Below are 15,970 nucleotides of genomic sequence, written 5' to 3'. Positions count from 1 at the left end.
CCGAAGCGCCCTCGTCCTCCCCTCACGGGTAGACGGGGGCGCTTCCCGTTGCGCGGGCGATGATGCGCGCCACCATCTCGTCGGAGGTGGTGTTCTCGCCCGGCTGATTGGGCTTGCCCAGGCCGTGGTAGTCGCTGGATCCCGTCACCACGAGATCGCGCTCGCGGCACAGGTCGCGCAGGGTCGTGAGCGCGGGGTCGCGGTTCTCGCGATGACCCAGTTCGAAGCCCGCGAGGCCGGCGTCCAGCATCCGCTCCATCAGTCGCATCGGAAGCAGGCCTGCACGCCCGGCCGGATGCGCGATGACGGCCACTCCCCCGGCGCCGGCGACGAGTCCCACCGCGGTCACCGGGTCCGGCGCGTAGAGGGCGACGTAGTAGTCGCCGCGCGGACTCAGGATGCCCGCGAAGGCCTCGGCGCGATCGCGGACGAGCCCTCGCGCCACCAATGCGTCGGCGATGTGCGGCCGGCCGACGGTCGCGCCGTCGGTGGTCTGCTCGAGGATGTCGTCCCACACGAGGTCGTAGTCGCGCGCGATGCGGTCGGCCATCAGGCGGGCGCGATCCAGCCGCGAGGACCGGATGCGCGCGGTCTCGGCGCGCAGTGCCGGCTCGTCGGGGTCGGGCAGGTACGCCAGCACGTGGACGCTGCGCCACTCGTGCCGCGCCGACAGCTCCATCCCCGGGATGAACGTCATGCCGAGGGAGGTCGCGGCCTCGGCGGCCTCGGCCCAGCCCGACGTGGTGTCGTGGTCCGTGAGCGCCGCTGTCCGCACGCCATGCCGGTGGGCGGACGCCATGACCTCGGCGGGCGGCTGCGTGCCGTCGGAGTTCGCCGAGTGCAGATGCAGGTCGCTCGGCCCTTCGAACCGTTGGGGCCTGGGCATCCTCTGAGCGTAGCGCGCGTGAAACGCGCGACGCCCGCGCGCGCTGACGGATCTCACAGCCTGCTCGCATAGAGTCGCCGTCGTGCTTCGCCTGCTCGGGATCCTCTTCACCGTGCTGTGCGCCATCGCCGCAGCGGTGCTGACCTTCCCGGGTTTCTTCCGTGTCGAGCGCTTCTATCCCATCGCCCAGATCGTGTCGTTCCGGGGCATCCTCGCGCTGGCCTTCGCCGCTGCGGCGCTGCTGGCGCTCCTCCTCGCGATCGCCCGCCCGATCCGCGCGTTCGCGTTCTCGATCGCCGTGGTCGCGGGGCTCGCGACCGTCGCGAACGTCGCCGTGCTGTCCTCCCGCGGCGGCCTGGGCAGCGACCCGCTTCCGGCGAAGACAGAGGCGTCCGTCCGCGTCATGACGTGGAACACCGCCGGCGCGGCGACACCACCCGAGACGATCGCGAAGATCGCGGTCGCGATGGACGCCGACATCGTCGCATTGCCGGAGACGACCATCGAGACCGGGGAGAGCGTCGCCATCGCGATGCGCGACCTCGGCCACCGCATGTGGGCGCATCACGCCTCCGACCCCTCGACGGAGTGGGACGCCGGCTCGACGACACTCCTGATCTCGCCCGAGCTCGGCGACTACGCCGTGATCGAGTCCTCGCTCGACGGCAGCAGCAACACCTCGACCGTGCCCAGCGCGGTGGCCATGCCGGTTTCGGGCGAAGGACCCACCGTCGTCGCGGTGCACGCCGTCGCCCCGCGCCCGAGCTACATGCAGAGCTGGCGCGACGACCTCCAGTGGCTGGCCGATCAGTGCGGCGACGGCAACGTGATCATGGCCGGCGACTTCAACGCGACGGTCGACCACATGTCGGGTCTCGGGCTCGACGGCGCCACGCTCGGCCACTGCACCGATGCCGCGACCGAGACCGGCAACGGCGCGCTGGGCACCTGGTCGGCCGACATGCCGGCCATCCTCGGCGCCCCGATCGACCACGTGATGGCGACGCCGCAGTGGCGGGCGACGGGCTCGCTCGTGCTGCGCTCGCTCGACGATTCCGGCTCCGACCACCGCCCGCTCATCGTCCAGTACGACCCCGCCGGCTGAACTGTCCGCGCTCCCACGCGCGTGCGAGACTGGGAGGCATGAGCAGCGCAGCCAGCGAGCAGTCCCCCGGCGCCACGAGCACCACCGAGACCGCGACCCCGACCTCGACCAGCACGAACCGCCGTCAGCCGTACGGGCAGGGCTTCCTCGACACGATCTCGACCGGATGGGCCGAACGCCCCGAGTCCGCTCCGCCGGCGCGCCCCCAGGCAGCATTCACGGCCGCGCGTCGCGACGCCGTCTCGGCGGCCTTCCCGGGCAAGCGCCTCGTGATCCCCGCGGGCGAGCTCAAGCAGCGCAGCAACGACACCGACTACCCGTTCCGCGCGCACTCCGCCTTCTCGCACCTGACGGGATGGGCCTCCGACGCAGAGCCCGGCGCCGTGCTGGTCTTCGAGCCCCGCTCGTCAGGCGGCGGCCACGACGTCACGCTGTACTTCCGCGAGCGCGCCGACCGCACGACGAGCGAGTTCTACTCGGATGCCTCGATCGGCGAGTTCTGGATCGGCCCGCGGCCCGCCCTGGCCGGGGTCGCCTCCGACCTCGGTCTCGCGACGGCGCACATCGACGACTTCGAGGCGGGCGACGGGGACGTCGTGCTCGACGAGGACGACGACCTCACGCGGTTCGTCTCGGAGCTGCGCCTCGTGAAGGACGCCTACGAGATCGGCCAGATGGAGCTCGCCGTCCAGGTCACCGCATCAGGTTTCGACGACATCGTCGCGAACCTCCCCGCGATCGTCGAGCACCCCCGCGGCGAGCGCGTCGTCGAGGGTGTCTTCCACCAGCGTGCGCGCAGTGACGGCAACGCGGTCGGCTACGACACGATCGCGGCGTCCGGGCCCCACGCCTGCTATCTCCACTGGACGCGCAACGACGGCGCCGTCGTCCCCGGCGACCTCATCCTGATCGACGCCGGCGTCGAGGTTGACAGCCTCTACACCGCCGACATCACGCGTACCCTGCCGGTCAGCGGCCGCTTCACGGACGTGCAGCGCAAGGTCTATGAGACCGTGCGCGAGGCGGCCGACGCCGCGTTCGCCGTGGCGAAGCCGGGCGTGAAGTTCCGCTCGATCCACGAGGCGGCGATGCAGGTCATCGCCGCGCGCGTGGCCGAATGGGGTCTCCTCCCCGTCACCGCCGAGGAGGCGCTCGACGCCGAGAGGGGCGGTCACCACCGTCGCTACATGGTGCACGGCACGAGCCACCACCTCGGCATCGACGTGCACGACTGCGCGCAGGCACGCCGTGACATGTACTACGACGGCGTCCTGGAGGCGGGCATGGTCTTCACGATCGAGCCCGGACTGTACTTCCAGATCGACGACATCACCGTCCCCGAGGAGTACCGCGGCATCGGCGTGCGCATCGAGGACGACATCCTCATGACCGCCGACGGACCGGTCAACCTGTCCGCCGCGATCCCGCGCACCGCCGACGAGGTAGAGGCCTGGATCGCCCGCGGCGGCCGCTGACCTCCCATCGGGTTGCTGAGCTTGTCGAAATACACCGCCCCGTCGTCCTTCACGACGCGCCCGACGCTGACGGGCACGTTCGGCATGTCCGCGTCCACGCACTGGCTCGCGACGGCCACCGCACAGGCCGTGCTCGAGCGGGGCGGCAACGCCTTCGACGCGTCGGTCGCCGCGGCCTTCGTGCTCCACGTCGTCGAGCCCCATCTCAACGGACCCGGCGGCGATCTCGTGGCGATCTTCCAGCCGGTGGATGCTGAGGCCCCGACCGTGCTCATGGGCCAGGGGCCGGCTCCCGCCGGCGCCACGATCGAGCACTACCGCGGCGAGGGGCTCGACCTCACGCCCGGTGCGGGAGCCCTGGCGGCCGCGGTGCCTGGCGCCGTCGACGCATGGCTCCTGCTGCTGCGCGACCACGGGACGTGGGAGCTCGCCGACGTCCTCGCGTACGCCATCGGCTACGCGCGCGACGGGCACCCGCTCGTGGCGGGCGCCGCCGCCACGGTCGCGCGCGTCGCCGAGCTCTTCCGCGACGACTGGACGTCGTCGGCCGACCTGTGGATGCCCGAGGGCGAGCTTCCCGTCGCCGGTCAGGTCGTGCGGAACCCGGCCTACGCCGAGGTGCTCGACTCGCTGGTCCACGCGTCGTGCACCGTGCGCGACGACGGGCCGGTCGGACGCGCCGCCCGCATCGACGCCGCGCGGCGCGAATGGAAGACCGGGATCGTCGCGCACGAAGCCTCCGCCTTCCTGTCGCAGCCGCACCGGCACTCCGGCGGCGGAATGCACGCCGCGGTCATCACCGCCGAGGATTTCGCGGGCTTCGACGCCGGCTACGAGCCTGCCGTCACCAGCGAGTTCCGCGGCCGTACGATCGCCAAGGCGGGTGCGTGGACGCAGGGCCCGGCGCTGCTGCAGACCCTCGGCCTGCTCGAGCCCCTCGCCGACGACCTGCTCGACCCGTCGCAGGAGGCGGGCGCGCACACGATCCTCGAGGCGCAGAAGCTGGCGTACGCCGACCGCGACGCCTGGTTCGGGGACGACGACGTCGACCTCGACACGCTGCTGTCGGCCGACTACCTCGACGAGCGTCGTTCGCTGATCACCTCGGAAGCGTCGGCCCAGTTCCGCCCTGGTCCGCTTCCCGGCCGCACGCCGTTCCGTCCTCCGCTGCGCACGACCTACGACGCGCCCGCTGCCGGCACGGGTGAGCCGACGGTCGCGAAGACCGGCGAGACGCGCGGAGACACCTGCCACGTCGACGTCATCGACCGCTGGGGCAACATCGTCTCGGCGACCCCCTCGGGCGGGTGGCTGCAGTCCTCGCCGACCGTCCCGGCGCTCGGGTTCTGCCTCGGCACGCGTCTGCAGATGACGTGGCTCGAGCCGGGGCATCCGTCGTCACTCGTTCCCGGGAAGCGCCCTCGGACGACGCTCACCCCCACGCTGGTGCTTCGGGACGGCGCACCGGAGTTCGCGATCGGCTCCCCCGGCGGCGATCAGCAGGACCAGTGGCAGCTGCTGGCCCTGCTGCGCATCATCGTCGGCGGCTACGCGCCGCAGCAGGCGATCGATGCCCCCGCGCTGCACACCACGTCGATGCCCGAGTCCTTCTGGCCCCGCACCTGGACGCCCGCGGGCGCCGTGGTCGAGAACCGGCTGGGCGAGGCGCTGATCGAGGGGCTCGAGCGCCGTGGCCACCGCGTCACGCGAGCGGGAGACTGGGCGCTGGGCCGCGTGTCGGCCGTCGGACGGGATGCCGGCACGGGCGTCCTGTGGGGTGCGGCGAACCCGCGCGAGATGCAGGGGTACGCCGCCGGACGGTAGTCCGCTCAGGCCGCCACCACCCGCACCCCGGGCCCCACGTAGCGCGCCGACGGGCGGATGATCTTCGGGTCGCGCGCCTGCTCGAGGATGTGCGCCGTCCACCCGATCGTGCGCGCGACCGCGAAGGTCGGCGTGAACATCGAGCGCGGGATCCCGCACTGCTCCATCACGAGCGCGGCCCAGAACTCGACGTTCGCGTGGAGCTCACGGCCGGGCTTCGCCTCTGCCAGCAGCCGCTCGGCGCTCTGCTGGAAGTGCAGGGCCAGCTCGACCCGCGGCCCGCCCGTGCGCAGCGCGACGCGCTTCATCAGCTCGGCGCGCGGGTCCGCGGTGCGATACACCGCATGGCCGAACCCCATCAGGCGCCGGCCGGCCGCGAGTTCGCCACGGATCCACGGGTCGATGCGATCGTCGGTGCCGACGGCGTCGAGTCCGTCGAGCGCACGGGACGGCGCGCCACCGTGCAGGGGGCCCGTGAGTGCCCCGAGTGCGCCGACGAGGCAGGCTGCGGCATCCGCCCCGGTCGAGGCGATGACGCGGGCGGTGAAGGTGGACGCGTTGAAGCCGTGATCCATGACGGCGATCAGGTAGGCCGTCAGAGCCCTCTCGGTCGCCTCGTCCGGAACGAGTCCGGTGACCTGCCGGAGGTAGTTCGCGACGACGCCCCGGTCCTCGAGCACGGGCTGCTCGCGCTCTCCGCGACCGCGCCGCCAGAGGGCACCGACGAGCACCGGCGTCGCGGCGGCGAGGGCGATCGCATCGGCGAGACGTCCGTCCTCGTCGAGATCGTAGAGCGGTTGGATGCCGCGCCTCGCGCCGAGCAGCGGCCAGGCGGCCGCGAGCCCGGCGAGCACGTCCGGCGTCGTCGCCGATACCGCGTCGACGACGGCCCCCAGGTCGCCGCGCCGCCCGATCGTGGCCTCGGCGACACGGGCCGCGAACCCCGGGCGCGAGGCATCCGTCGCGTCCTGTCCGGTGACGAGAAGCTGCCAGGCGTCTTCGAAGCTCGCGGTCTCCGCAAGCTCGATCGCCGACCGATCCCGGTACTGGTAGAAGCCTTCCGCCCCGCGGACGTCGCTCACGGTGGTCTCGGCGACGATCACGCCGGCGAGGCCCCGCGGCGCGTCGATCGGGGTGAGGCGTGTCGTCGTCATGTCGGCTCCTTGCTCGAGGTCTCCGGGAGGTCGACCGCACTCTGGGCGATCGTTCCCGCTACAGTCAGTGTCGGAACTTGATCATGCTTTCGTCAATCTTGATCGGATCAATATCGTGAACGACCTTCCCCGTCTGACCGCGGCTGAGGCGGCGGCCCGTCTCGGCGTCAAGCCGGAATCCCTGTACGCGTACGTGTCGCGAGGACTCCTGTCGCGAGAGCGCGATGCCGCGGGCTCGTCGTTCGATCCGCTGGAGGTGGAGGCATTCGCGCGCCGGCGCCGGCGCTCCCCGAGTGCCGTCCCCGGCTCGCCGGCTCCGGGCACCCCGCTCATGGTGCTCGACACGAGACTCGCCCACATCGACGACGACGAACTGCACTATCGCGAGCGGTCGGCGGCGCGGCTCGCCCGCGAGTCGTCTTTCGAGGAGGTCGTGACCTGGCTGTGGGACGTGCCCGTGCTCCGCTCCCCGTCGTCTGCCGACCTCGCCGTCGCCCGGCGCACGATCGAGGCGCTGGGCCCGACGGCGCCGCCGGTCGACCGGCTGATCGTCGCGGTGGCGGCGCTCGCGGCCACCGACCCCCTGCGCGACGACCCCGATGCGTCGCAGCTGGTGCGCGTGGGATCGCGACTCGTCACGGGCCTGCCCGCCGCGCTCGCACCCGCCGGTCAGGATCCCGACGTCGCGCAGGCACTGTGGCGCGCACTCGCTCCACACGATCTCCCCGTCGGACCCCGCCTGCTCGATGCGGCACTGGTGCTCGTGATCGACCACGATCTCGCCCTCTCCACCCTCGCCGCGCGTGTCGCGGCGTCGGCCCGCGCCTCCGGATACGCCGTCGTGACCGCCGCGCTCGGTGCGTTCGACGCGCCCCTGCACGGCACCGCGAGCCGCGCGGCCGCACAGCTGCTGCGGGCCGTCCGCGACGGCGACGCGCCGTCGACGGCGATCGCGCGCGCCGTGCGCGACGGAGGTCGCGGCATCCCCGGGTTCGGGCAGCCGCTCTATGCCGCGAGCGACATGCGCGCGAGCGTGCTCCTCGAGCTGCTGCGCGACGCACCGCACAGCGCAGATGTCCTCGCCGCCGTGGATGCCGTCGCCGACGAGGTGGCGCGCCGTGCGGACGTGCGTCCGAACCTCGACCTCGCGCTGGCGGCTCTCACCCTGTGGGCCGACATGTCCGATGACGCCGGGTCGGTGGTCTTCGCGATCGGACGCATCGTCGGCTGGATCTCGCACGCGGTGGACGAGTACGACGAGCGCCCGATGCGTCTGCGACCGCGCGGGCGCTACGTGGGTCCTGCTCCGGAGTGAGTCCGGCGCAGCCACTCCGCGACCATCGGTGCGAGGTCGGCCGCGATCTCGGCCGGCGGACGCTTGTGCCCCTTCACTTCGAACGAGTGCCCGCCGCCGTCGATCCAGCCGATCTCGGCGACCTGGCACGACGCGACGGCCTCTTCGAGCTGCTCGTGGGGGTCGATGAAGGGGTCGTTCGTGCCTTCGACGAAGAGCTGGGGCTGCGGCACGTCGGGCAGGTGCGCGGTGCGAGCCTTGTCGGGGCTTCCGGGCGGATGCAGGGGGTACCCGAGGTACACCAGGCCCGCCGGAGCGATCACACCCTCCGCCGCCGCCATCGAGGCCATGCGTCCGCCGTACGACTTGCCCATCGCGAACACCGGTGCACCCGCGGCGCGCTCTGCCAGTTCGGCGTGGACCGCCGCCCACGTCGCGATCGCGTGCGCCGCGGGTCCCGGCATCCGTCTTCCCGCCTCCGCGTACGGGAAGTTGAACCGCAGGGTGGCGACGCCCTCTCGAGCGAGCGCGTCGGCGAATCCGGTGAGGAACGGATGCCGAAACCCCGCGCCCGCACCGTGCGCCACGGCCGCGAACGCCCATGCCGACGACGGCATGACGAGGTCGGCCGACACCTCGGCGCTCCCGTTCGGGAGCGCGACGGCGATCCGCGAGGAATCCCCGTCTGCGTTCATGCGCGCTTGCTGTCGTCCGCGTCCGGCGCGTCGAGGTGGTCGTGCTCGGCGTCGGTCGACGGTTCGGACTCGGCCGACTCCGCGGGGCGCTGGGCCGGTTCGGGACGCACGGCGCGCGACTCGGGAGCGGTCTCATCGCCGGGCTCGCCCTCGGCGTCCGGCTTCGGCGCGACCCGCTCGCCGTACTTGGGCGGCTCAACGGACGATACGGCGGAGTCCGGGGCGACCGGCGCTGCCGGCGCGACCGGAGCGGCGGGAGTCGCGGGCGTGACGGCGGTCTGGGGGCCGAGCACCTGACGCGCGCGGCCGACGCTGTTGTCGGTGACCGTGACCTCGTAGTGGTCGGCGACGACCTGCATCACGGACGCGTAGTCGCGGCGCCGGCGCACGAACGAGTACGCCACGATGCTCAGGAGCATGCCGATCGCGATGCCGACGAAGAGAACGCCGACGAATGCCTGGATCGGCACGGAGGGCGAGCCGATGACGAGGATCGCCGAGAAGAGGAGACCGAGGAGGAGGCCGTTGACCGCGCCCGACCGTGCGGCAGACGCGTAACCGAGACGGCCGGTGATGCGCTCGATCGAGCGGAGCCCCAGCCCCACGATCGCGATGTCGCGTGCCGGGATGTCGGCCGCGATGAGGGACGACACCGCCTTCTGCGCCGCCTCGTACGTCGGGAAGCTCGCCACGGTCTGTCCGACCGCGTCGGAACTCTGCGGAGAGCGCCCTCCCATCATGGTCATCTCCCCATCCTCCCACGGCACGCGGACTACGCTGGGACGTGTGAGCACGCAGAGGGTTTTCGTCGCGCGCCTTTCCGGGTGCTCGGTCTTCGACCCCGCCGGCGACCGTCTCGGCAAGGTCCGCGATGTCGTCGTCATCTACCGCAAAGACGATCCGCCCCGCGTGATCGGGCTCGTGGTCGAGATCCCCGGTCGGCGGAACGTCTTCGTGTCGATCGGCCGCGTCACCTCGATCGCGACCGGCCAGGTCATCACCACCGGACTCATCAACGTCCGACGCTTCCAGCAGCGCGGCGGCGAGGTGCGTGTCATGGCGGAGCTCCTCGGCCGCAAGGTGTTCTTCGCCGACGGGTCCGGAACCGCGGTGATCGAAGACGTGGCGATCGAGCGCAACCGCCTCGGCGAGTGGGACGTGGGTCAACTCTTCCTGCGCAAGCCGAAGACGAGCGCCTCTCCCTTCGCCAAGGGTCCCACGACGTTCGCGAACTGGGACGCGGTGCGCGAGGGCCAGGTGCCCGGCGAGGCGCAGTCCGCGGAACAGCTGGTGGCGACCTACTCGGAGCTGCGGCCCGCGGACCTCGCGAACACGCTGCTCGACCTGCCCGAGGATCGGCTCCTCGAAGTCGTCGAAGAGCTCCCTGACGATCGTCTCGCCGACGCGCTGGAGGAGATGCCTGAAGAGGAGCAGGTCCACATCCTGGAGGCCCTCGACGACGAGCGCGCGGCCGACATCCTCGACGCGATGGAGCCCGACGACGCGGCGGACGTCCTCGGACAGCTGCCCGAGGACCAGCGCGAGGAGCTCCTCGAGCTCATGGAGCCCGAAGAGGCGGAAGACGTCCGTGCCCTTCTCAAGTACGGACCCGACACCGCTGGCGGCCTCATGACGAGTGAGCCCATCGTGCTCTCCGCCGACGCGACGATCGCCGAGGCCCTCGCACTCATCCGTCGTCACGAGCTGCACCCCGCGCTCGCGGCCGCGGTCTTCGTGACGCTTCCCCCGTACGAGACCCCCACGGGACGCCTGCTCGGCACCGTGCACTTCCAGCGGATGCTGCGCTACCCGCCGCACGAGCGCTTGGGCGCGATCATCGACGACACGCTCGACCCGGTGCCCGCGACCGCGTCAGCCGCCGAAGTCGCTCGTCTGCTCGCGTCGTACAACCTCGTCTCGCTCCCCGTCGTGGATCCCGCCCACCGGCTGGTCGGCGCGGTGAGCGTCGACGACGTGCTCGACTATCTCCTCCCCGAAGACTGGAGATCGCACGACGCCGAGGAGGATGAACGCCCGGCATCCGAGTCCGTCCCGACCACGACCGCGAGCATTCCGAGGAGGCGATGATGATGGCACGCAACACCCGCCAGCCGTCGCTCGACGCTCCCCGTGGCCGTTCGGGCATGCTGCAGCGTTCCCCCCAGCCCTCCAGCGACCGCTTCGGCCGCTTCTCGGAGGCCTTCGCGCGCGCGATGGGCACCTCGGGCTTCCTGATCGGCATGACGATCTTCGTCGCCGTATGGCTGGCGTGGAACATCTTCATGCCGCCGCAGCTCCAGTTCGACCCGGCCGCGACCAACTTCACGCTGCTGACGCTCATCCTGTCGCTGCAGGCGTCGTACGCCGCACCCCTCATCCTCCTCGCGCAGAACCGGCAGGACGACCGCGACCGCGTGCAGATCGAGCAGGACCGTCAGCGCGCCGAGCGCAACCTCGCCGACACGGAGTACCTCGCCCGCGAGGTCGTCGCTCTGCGGATGGCCGTCAACGACTTCGCCGACCAGGTCCTCACACGCGACGTCCTCCGCAGCGAGCTGCGCGCCATGCTCGAGAAACTCGAGAACTCCTCCGAGGTCGAGGACGGCGCCGCCCGATGAGCGCGGTCTCCGCGGACGCCGTCCGCGCCGCCGTCGGCGCTGTCTCCGATCCCGAGCTGCGCCGACCCATCGGCGAACTCGACATGGTCCGTGACATCTCGGTGGACGACGGCGTCGCCCACGTCGGGATCGCCCTCACGATCGTGGGGTGCCCCGCGGCGGACCGGATCGCGTCCGACGTGCGCGCGGCCGCAGCATCCGTTCCCGGGATCACGGACGTCGCGCTCGAGGTGGGTGTCATGACGCCGGCCGAGCGGCATGCGCTCACCGACCGGCTGCGCGGCGGACGCGCGCGCGAGATGCCGTTCGGCCCCGGCACGCTCACGCGCGTCATCGCCGTCACGAGCGGCAAGGGCGGCGTCGGCAAATCGACGGTGACCGCCAACCTCGCGGCCGCGCTGGCTGCACGCGGACTCGCGGTCGGGCTCATCGACGCGGACGTGCACGGCTTCTCGATCCCCGGCCAGCTCGGGCTCGTGGCGGCAGACGGCACCGTGCCGCAGCCGACGCGCGTCGACGACCTCATGCTGCCGCCCGTCGCCTACGGCGTGAAGGTGATCTCGATCGGCATGTTCCTGCGCCGTGCCGAAGGTGACGCGCCGGTCGGCGCCGTCGCGTGGCGCGGGCCCATGCTGCATCGCACCGTGCAGCAGTTCCTCACCGATGTCTACTTCGGCGACCTCGACGTGCTCCTGCTCGACATGCCGCCCGGCACCGGCGACGTCGCGATCTCGGTGGGGCAGCTGCTGCCCAACGCCGAGGTGCTCGTCGTCACGACGCCGCAGGCGGCGGCCGCCGACGTCGCGGTGCGCAGCGGTGTCGTCGCGCGTCAGACCGGCCAGCGTGTCATCGGGGTGGTCGAGAACATGGGCGCCATGACGCTTCCCGACGGCACGACGGTCGATGTGTTCGGCACGGGCGGCGGCGCCGCGGTCGCCGAATCGCTCTCGCAGCCGGACGCCGAGGTGCCGCTGCTGGCCTCGGTGCCGCTCAGCCCGACGCTGCGGACGGATGCGGACGCCGGGACCCCGGCGGTCATCGCACACCCCGACGACCCCGCGGCGCGGGCCATCGCCGGCATCGCCGAGACGCTGGCTCAGACGCCACGCGGACTTTCGGGCCGCTCGCTCCCGTTCCGCCCGCGCTGATCGGCGCCGGAGTCAGGTCGCTTCGCTGTCGTAGGGCGTGGGGCCGTCGATCGGGCTGCGGTAGGGCGACCGCACCGGCTCCGTCGGCGGCAGAGGGGCGGACGGCGCCTGGGGGGCCGCGATGCTCGCGACCGGTGCGTCGTCGAGGAGCGCCTCGCGGATGATGCGACGCGGGTCGTACTGGCGAGGGTCGAGCGTGCGCCAGTCGACGTCGTCGAAGTCCTCGCCCATCTCGTCGCGCACGCGCGTCCGTGCGGTCGTCACCCAGGTCCGCGCCCGCTTGGTCAGGCCGGCGAGGGCCTCCGCATAGCGGGGCAGCCGTTCAGGTCCGAGGATGAGTGCCGCGACGAGTCCGATCAGCAGGAGCTTCTCGATCGTGAGGCCGAAGATCATGCCTTCAGATTACCGCCGTGCCTGTGCGGCCAGCGCCGCGGGGCCGCGTAGGCTGGCGGGCGGAGGATTCCGATGGGAGAGCAGAACGCGAACCAGCGGTTCGTCGACGAGGCGACGAGCGAGCCGGAGCACATCGCGCGTGCCCGCGCGCATGCACTCGAGCTCGGGGCCGCACCGATCAGCCCGGCGATCGGCGCCCAGTGCGCGGTCATCGCCGCAGTGTCGCAGGCGCTCAACATCGTCGAGATCGGGACGGGCGCCGGAGTCTCCGGGCTCTGGCTGCTGCATGGCTCCCCTCGCGCGACCCTCACCACCATCGACAAAGAGCCCGAGCATCTCGGCGCCGCCCGGCAGGCCTTCGCCGAGGCCCGGATCCCTCCGGCTCGCGCCCGCTTCATCACCGGCCGCGCCTCGGAGGTGCTGCCGCGCATGAACGAGGCGTCCTACGACATCGTGCTCGTGGATGCCGACCCCGAGGGGGTCATCGAGTACGTCGAGCACGGCCTTCGACTGGTCCGGGCCGGCGGGACGGTGCTCGTCCCCCGCGTGCTGGCCGGTGGCGCCGTCGCCGACCCGGTGCGCCGCGACCCGGTCACCACGGCGTACCGCTCGCTCATCCAGGAGACGCAGGCCTCCCCCGCAGTCATCGGCGCACTGTCGATCACGGGCGAGGGACTGCTGCAGCTCACCACCGTCTCCACGTCCTGACGTCTCCGCACGCAAACGCGAACGGCCGGTCCGATCGGACCGGCCGTTCGTGCAACGAGCGACTACGCGGCGTTGACGACGCCCCCCAGGACGTCGTAGAGCTCCTTGGCCTCAGCGTCGTTCACCGAGACGACCAGACGACCGCCTCCCTCGAGCGGCACGCGCACGATGATGAGTCGACCCTCCTTCACGGCCTCCATCGGCCCGTCTCCGGTTCTCGGCTTCATGGCTGCCATTGCGGCTCCTTTTCATCGATGGTCTGCACGTCAAGTTTATCGTGAGGGCCGACGCCCCGGGCACGCCTGGGGAAAGCGGCATCCGTCATCCGGCGTCATGGGACCTGCCAGTTCGTGCTTCCCAGGGCATACATGTTGTAGATCCACCACCACTGCCCCACGAGACACGCGATCAGCACGCCGATCCGCCAGGCGCGAGAGCGCGGAACGGCCAACGCGCCCCACAGCGGCGACAGGGGCACCAGCAGTCGGAAGATGCTCGACTGCGGAAAGAAGACGAGCAGGAGGTAGACGAGGTAGCTGGCACTCCACAGGCGGATCTCGATGCCGAGCCGACGCACCTGCGGCAGCGCGATCAAGGCGACCGCGATGAGGAGCAGTCCCCCGCCGACCACGGCGTACCCGAGCCAGAGCGGGAGGTGCCACATCGTCTCGAACCAGTACGAGATTCCCGCGAGGAACGGCTCGAAGGGCGTGAACGTCGCGTCACCGAGGATCCAGTTGCGCCGCCATGCCATCTCCGTGACGAGATAGGCGTCCGGGTTCCCCGTCACCCATCCCGCGATGAACTGCCACGCGAACCCCGCGACCGCGGCGAGCAGGCCGGCGGCGATGATGTGCGTGATCTCGGGAGCCCGCAGCGGTTCACGCGCGCGCGTGAACCAGCGCCAGATGCCGAACAGTGCGAGGAACAGGGCGAACGCCAGGACGCCGGGGCGTGTGAACGCCATCAGTGGGATCAGGGCGTACAGCCACGCATATCGTCGGCGTGCCACCGCGAGCAGTGCGCAGAACAGCCAGAACAGGTTGAGCGCCTCGGCATATCCGACGTGGAAGAGCGCTGCGAGCGGACCGCTCGCGAAGAACGCCACCGCCCAGAGCGTCGCCGACTCGTCCAGCCGCATCCGCAGCAGGTAATAGAGGGCGACGGATGCCCCGTACCCGGCGACCAACGACACGATGAGGGCGCCGACCTGCCAGACGCCGAACGGGACCGACACCCACTGCGCGAGCCACGGATAGATCGGGAGGAACGCCCAGGCGTTCTCGGCGACCTGCCCGGCGTCATTGAGCGGCAGCTGGCTCGGGTAGCCGGAGACGGCGACCAGCCAGTACCACGTGCCGTCCCACGCGACGACGGTGTCGCCCAACCGCGCATCCGCACCCATCCGCGACGTGAAGCCTGAGAGCTCGGTGGCGGCGAACAGGAACAGCGTGGTGACGATCCTGGCGGCGATGTAGATCGCCGCGACGCGCGCAGCGGTCCGAGCCGCGGACGGACGCGTCACCGGCGACAGCGTCAGCTGCTCGCCAGCCACGCGCGCAGACCCTGCTCGACCGCCTCGATCTGCGCGACCGGTACGCGCTCCTCGTCGTGGTGCGCCAGGTGAGGATCGCCGGGTCCGTAGTTCACCGCGGGCACGCCCAGCGCGCTGAAACGGGCGACGTCGGTCCAGCCGTACTTCGGCCGCGGCTCGGCGCCGACCGCTGCCAGGAATTCCTGCGCGAGCGGGGCGTCCAGGCCCGGACGGGCGCCGGCCGCGGCATCGACGACCTCCACCTCGAACCCGGCGAGCACGTCACGCACGTGGCTCTCCGCCTCCGCGACGTCACGGCTCGGAGCGAAGCGGTAGTTGACCTCGACCTCGCACAGATCCGGGATGACGTTGCCGGCCACACCGCCGTTGATGCGCACCGCATTGAGCCCTTCTCGATACACGAGGCCCTCCACGGCGACATCACGCGGGACATAAGCGGCGAGGCGCTCGAGGATCGGCGCCGCCTTGTGGATCGCGTTCTCGCCGATCCAGGCACGCGCGCTGTGTGCGCGCACCCCGTAGGTGCGGACGATCGCGCGCAGGTTGCCGTTGCAGCCACCCTCGACGGCACCGTCGGACGGCTCCCCGAGGATGGCGAAGTCGCCGGCGAACAGGTCAGGGCGCGTGCGCGCGAGTCGCGTGAGTCCGTTCAGGTCCGCGTCGACCTCTTCGTGGTCGTACCACATCCACGTGATGTCGACCCGGGGGTCGGAAAGCTCTGCGGCGAGCTTCAGCTGCACCGCCACGCCCGCCTTCATGTCGACAGTGCCGCGCCCCCAGACGTAGGGCTCCCCGTCGACGTCGATGTCCTTCGTCGGCACGTTGCCGTTGATCGGGACCGTGTCGATGTGCCCGGCGATGACCACGCGCTGCGCGCGACCCAGGTGGGTGCGGGCGACGATGGTGTCGCCGTCGCGGTAGACATCGAGATGCTCGAGCGCGGCGACCTCGGCGAAGATCGCGTCAGCGAGCGTCTTCTCTTCACCGGAGACGCTCGGAATGTCGCAGATGATGCGAGTGAGTTCGACAGAAGACAGGGACAGGTCGAGCGCCGGCATCCCTCGAGTCTACCGAGCGCGAATATGAGCCGTTAACGCGGAATGGCCACCCTGCGA

Annotated in this window: 16 protein-coding genes; 8 read left to right on the top strand and 8 right to left on the bottom strand. The window is 71.4% G+C overall.

All coding sequences use genetic code 11. The features are described from left to right. Positions 1 to 22: 22 nt before the first annotated feature. Positions 23 to 886 (bottom strand): PHP domain-containing protein, encoded by an 864-nt coding sequence (locus tag ACFVSU_RS00080; RefSeq protein WP_387136527.1) that lies wholly within the window; start codon positions 884 to 886, stop codon positions 23 to 25. Between the two features lie 82 nt (positions 887 to 968). On the opposite strand from ACFVSU_RS00080, the gene ACFVSU_RS00075 reads away from it, so the two are divergent. From ACFVSU_RS00075 to ACFVSU_RS00065, 3 genes are all read left to right on the top strand, one after another. Continuing rightward, the gene (locus tag ACFVSU_RS00075) at positions 969 to 1,991 is read left to right on the top strand and encodes an endonuclease/exonuclease/phosphatase family protein (protein ID WP_387136525.1); all 1,023 of its coding nucleotides are present in this window, start codon (positions 969 to 971) and stop codon (positions 1,989 to 1,991) included. Positions 1,992 to 2,029: 38 nt separating this feature from the next. Beyond that, positions 2,030 to 3,466, top strand: coding sequence for an aminopeptidase P family protein (locus tag ACFVSU_RS00070; RefSeq protein ID WP_387136523.1), 1,437 nt, complete (start codon positions 2,030 to 2,032; stop codon positions 3,464 to 3,466). A gap of 84 nt (positions 3,467 to 3,550) precedes the next feature. After that, a complete protein-coding gene (locus tag ACFVSU_RS00065) occupies positions 3,551 to 5,290 on the top strand; it encodes a gamma-glutamyltransferase family protein (RefSeq protein ID WP_387138639.1) in 1,740 nt (579 codons plus the stop codon). A 5-nt stretch (positions 5,291 to 5,295) separates the two neighbouring features. Here the strand turns inward: ACFVSU_RS00065 and ACFVSU_RS00060 are convergent, their stop codons facing one another. Further along, complete coding sequence (locus tag ACFVSU_RS00060; RefSeq protein WP_387136521.1) at positions 5,296 to 6,444, bottom strand: citrate/2-methylcitrate synthase; 1,149 nt, start codon at positions 6,442 to 6,444, stop codon at positions 5,296 to 5,298. A 115-nt stretch (positions 6,445 to 6,559) separates the two neighbouring features. Between ACFVSU_RS00060 and ACFVSU_RS00055 the strand changes: the two genes are divergently transcribed. Beyond that, positions 6,560 to 7,759 carry a citrate/2-methylcitrate synthase gene (locus ACFVSU_RS00055; protein WP_387136519.1) on the top strand — a complete coding sequence of 400 codons (1,200 nt, stop codon included), beginning with the start codon at positions 6,560 to 6,562 and terminating at the stop codon, positions 7,757 to 7,759. Here ACFVSU_RS00055 and ACFVSU_RS00050 read toward each other — a convergent pair. Both ACFVSU_RS00050 and ACFVSU_RS00045 read right to left on the bottom strand, forming a co-directional pair. Continuing rightward, complete coding sequence (locus tag ACFVSU_RS00050) at positions 7,735 to 8,433, bottom strand: alpha/beta family hydrolase (RefSeq protein WP_387136517.1); 699 nt, start codon at positions 8,431 to 8,433, stop codon at positions 7,735 to 7,737. The two genes, ACFVSU_RS00055 and ACFVSU_RS00050, sit on opposite strands and share 25 nt — an antisense overlap. Then, complete coding sequence (locus ACFVSU_RS00045; protein WP_387136515.1) at positions 8,430 to 9,179, bottom strand: general stress protein; 750 nt, start codon at positions 9,177 to 9,179, stop codon at positions 8,430 to 8,432. Before ACFVSU_RS00045 ends, ACFVSU_RS00050 begins: the two co-directional genes overlap by 4 nt. Positions 9,180 to 9,219: 40 nt before the next feature. Between ACFVSU_RS00045 and ACFVSU_RS00040 the strand changes: the two genes are divergently transcribed. The 3 genes from ACFVSU_RS00040 to ACFVSU_RS00030 are packed head-to-tail and all read left to right on the top strand — an operon-like array spanning position 9,220 to position 12,199. Further along, entirely contained in the window at positions 9,220 to 10,521 is a 1,302-nt protein-coding gene (locus ACFVSU_RS00040) for a magnesium transporter MgtE N-terminal domain-containing protein (protein WP_387136513.1), read from the top strand. Positions 10,522 to 10,523: 2 nt separating this feature from the next. Beyond that, the gene (locus ACFVSU_RS00035) at positions 10,524 to 11,051 is read left to right on the top strand and encodes a DUF1003 domain-containing protein (RefSeq protein ID WP_387136511.1); all 528 of its coding nucleotides are present in this window, start codon (positions 10,524 to 10,526) and stop codon (positions 11,049 to 11,051) included. Then, positions 11,048 to 12,199, top strand: a complete 1,152-nt coding sequence (locus ACFVSU_RS00030; RefSeq protein WP_387136509.1) for an Mrp/NBP35 family ATP-binding protein — start codon at positions 11,048 to 11,050, stop codon at positions 12,197 to 12,199. Before ACFVSU_RS00035 ends, ACFVSU_RS00030 begins: the two co-directional genes overlap by 4 nt. Before the next feature lie 12 nt (positions 12,200 to 12,211). On the opposite strand, the gene ACFVSU_RS00025 is transcribed toward ACFVSU_RS00030, so the two are convergent. Next, positions 12,212 to 12,592 (bottom strand): Sec-independent protein translocase TatB, encoded by a 381-nt coding sequence (locus tag ACFVSU_RS00025; protein ID WP_387136507.1) that lies wholly within the window; start codon positions 12,590 to 12,592, stop codon positions 12,212 to 12,214. Positions 12,593 to 12,664: 72 nt separating this feature from the next. On the opposite strand from ACFVSU_RS00025, the gene ACFVSU_RS00020 reads away from it, so the two are divergent. Further along, entirely contained in the window at positions 12,665 to 13,300 is a 636-nt protein-coding gene (locus tag ACFVSU_RS00020; protein WP_310291740.1) for a class I SAM-dependent methyltransferase, read from the top strand. A 62-nt stretch (positions 13,301 to 13,362) separates the two neighbouring features. Here ACFVSU_RS00020 and ACFVSU_RS00015 read toward each other — a convergent pair whose 3' ends face one another. The 3 genes from ACFVSU_RS00015 to dapE form a co-directional block, all read right to left on the bottom strand. Next, positions 13,363 to 13,536 carry a DUF3117 domain-containing protein gene (locus tag ACFVSU_RS00015; protein ID WP_019179788.1) on the bottom strand — a complete coding sequence of 58 codons (174 nt, stop codon included), beginning with the start codon at positions 13,534 to 13,536 and terminating at the stop codon, positions 13,363 to 13,365. 95 nt (positions 13,537 to 13,631) lie between these two features. Then, positions 13,632 to 14,855 (bottom strand): hypothetical protein, encoded by a 1,224-nt coding sequence (locus tag ACFVSU_RS00010; protein WP_387136504.1) that lies wholly within the window; start codon positions 14,853 to 14,855, stop codon positions 13,632 to 13,634. Beyond that, positions 14,837 to 15,913 (bottom strand): succinyl-diaminopimelate desuccinylase, encoded by a 1,077-nt coding sequence (gene dapE / locus ACFVSU_RS00005; RefSeq protein ID WP_387136502.1) that lies wholly within the window; start codon positions 15,911 to 15,913, stop codon positions 14,837 to 14,839. The genes ACFVSU_RS00010 and dapE overlap by 19 nt, the downstream gene beginning before the upstream one ends. Positions 15,914 to 15,970 lie beyond the last annotated feature (57 nt).

The sequence above is a fragment of the Microbacterium sp. NPDC058062 genome (assembly GCF_042885375.1).
GTDB classification, from domain to species: domain Bacteria; phylum Actinomycetota; class Actinomycetes; order Actinomycetales; family Microbacteriaceae; genus Microbacterium; species Microbacterium trichothecenolyticum_C.
This window is presented reverse-complemented; position numbering and strand designations above follow the sequence as displayed.

Excerpts from the sequence above, each read along its gene's own strand:
- ACFVSU_RS00080 (WP_387136527.1), bottom strand. The coding sequence starts at position 886 with ATGCCCAGGCCCCAACGGTTCGAAGGGCCGAGCGACCTGCATCTGCAC.
- ACFVSU_RS00070 (WP_387136523.1), top strand. The coding sequence starts at position 2,030 with ATGAGCAGCGCAGCCAGCGAGCAGTCCCCCGGCGCCACGAGCACCACC.
- ACFVSU_RS00065 (WP_387138639.1), top strand. The coding sequence starts at position 3,551 with ATGTCCGCGTCCACGCACTGGCTCGCGACGGCCACCGCACAGGCCGTG.
- ACFVSU_RS00060 (WP_387136521.1), bottom strand. The coding sequence starts at position 6,444 with ATGACGACGACACGCCTCACCCCGATCGACGCGCCGCGGGGCCTCGCC.
- ACFVSU_RS00050 (WP_387136517.1), bottom strand. The coding sequence starts at position 8,433 with ATGAACGCAGACGGGGATTCCTCGCGGATCGCCGTCGCGCTCCCGAAC.
- ACFVSU_RS00045 (WP_387136515.1), bottom strand. The coding sequence starts at position 9,179 with ATGACCATGATGGGAGGGCGCTCTCCGCAGAGTTCCGACGCGGTCGGA.
- ACFVSU_RS00035 (WP_387136511.1), top strand. The coding sequence starts at position 10,524 with ATGGCACGCAACACCCGCCAGCCGTCGCTCGACGCTCCCCGTGGCCGT.
- ACFVSU_RS00030 (WP_387136509.1), top strand. The coding sequence starts at position 11,048 with ATGAGCGCGGTCTCCGCGGACGCCGTCCGCGCCGCCGTCGGCGCTGTC.
- ACFVSU_RS00025 (WP_387136507.1), bottom strand. The coding sequence starts at position 12,592 with ATGATCTTCGGCCTCACGATCGAGAAGCTCCTGCTGATCGGACTCGTC.
- ACFVSU_RS00020 (WP_310291740.1), top strand. The coding sequence starts at position 12,665 with ATGGGAGAGCAGAACGCGAACCAGCGGTTCGTCGACGAGGCGACGAGC.
- ACFVSU_RS00015 (WP_019179788.1), bottom strand. The coding sequence starts at position 13,536 with ATGGCAGCCATGAAGCCGAGAACCGGAGACGGGCCGATGGAGGCCGTG.
- dapE (WP_387136502.1), bottom strand. The coding sequence starts at position 15,913 with ATGCCGGCGCTCGACCTGTCCCTGTCTTCTGTCGAACTCACTCGCATC.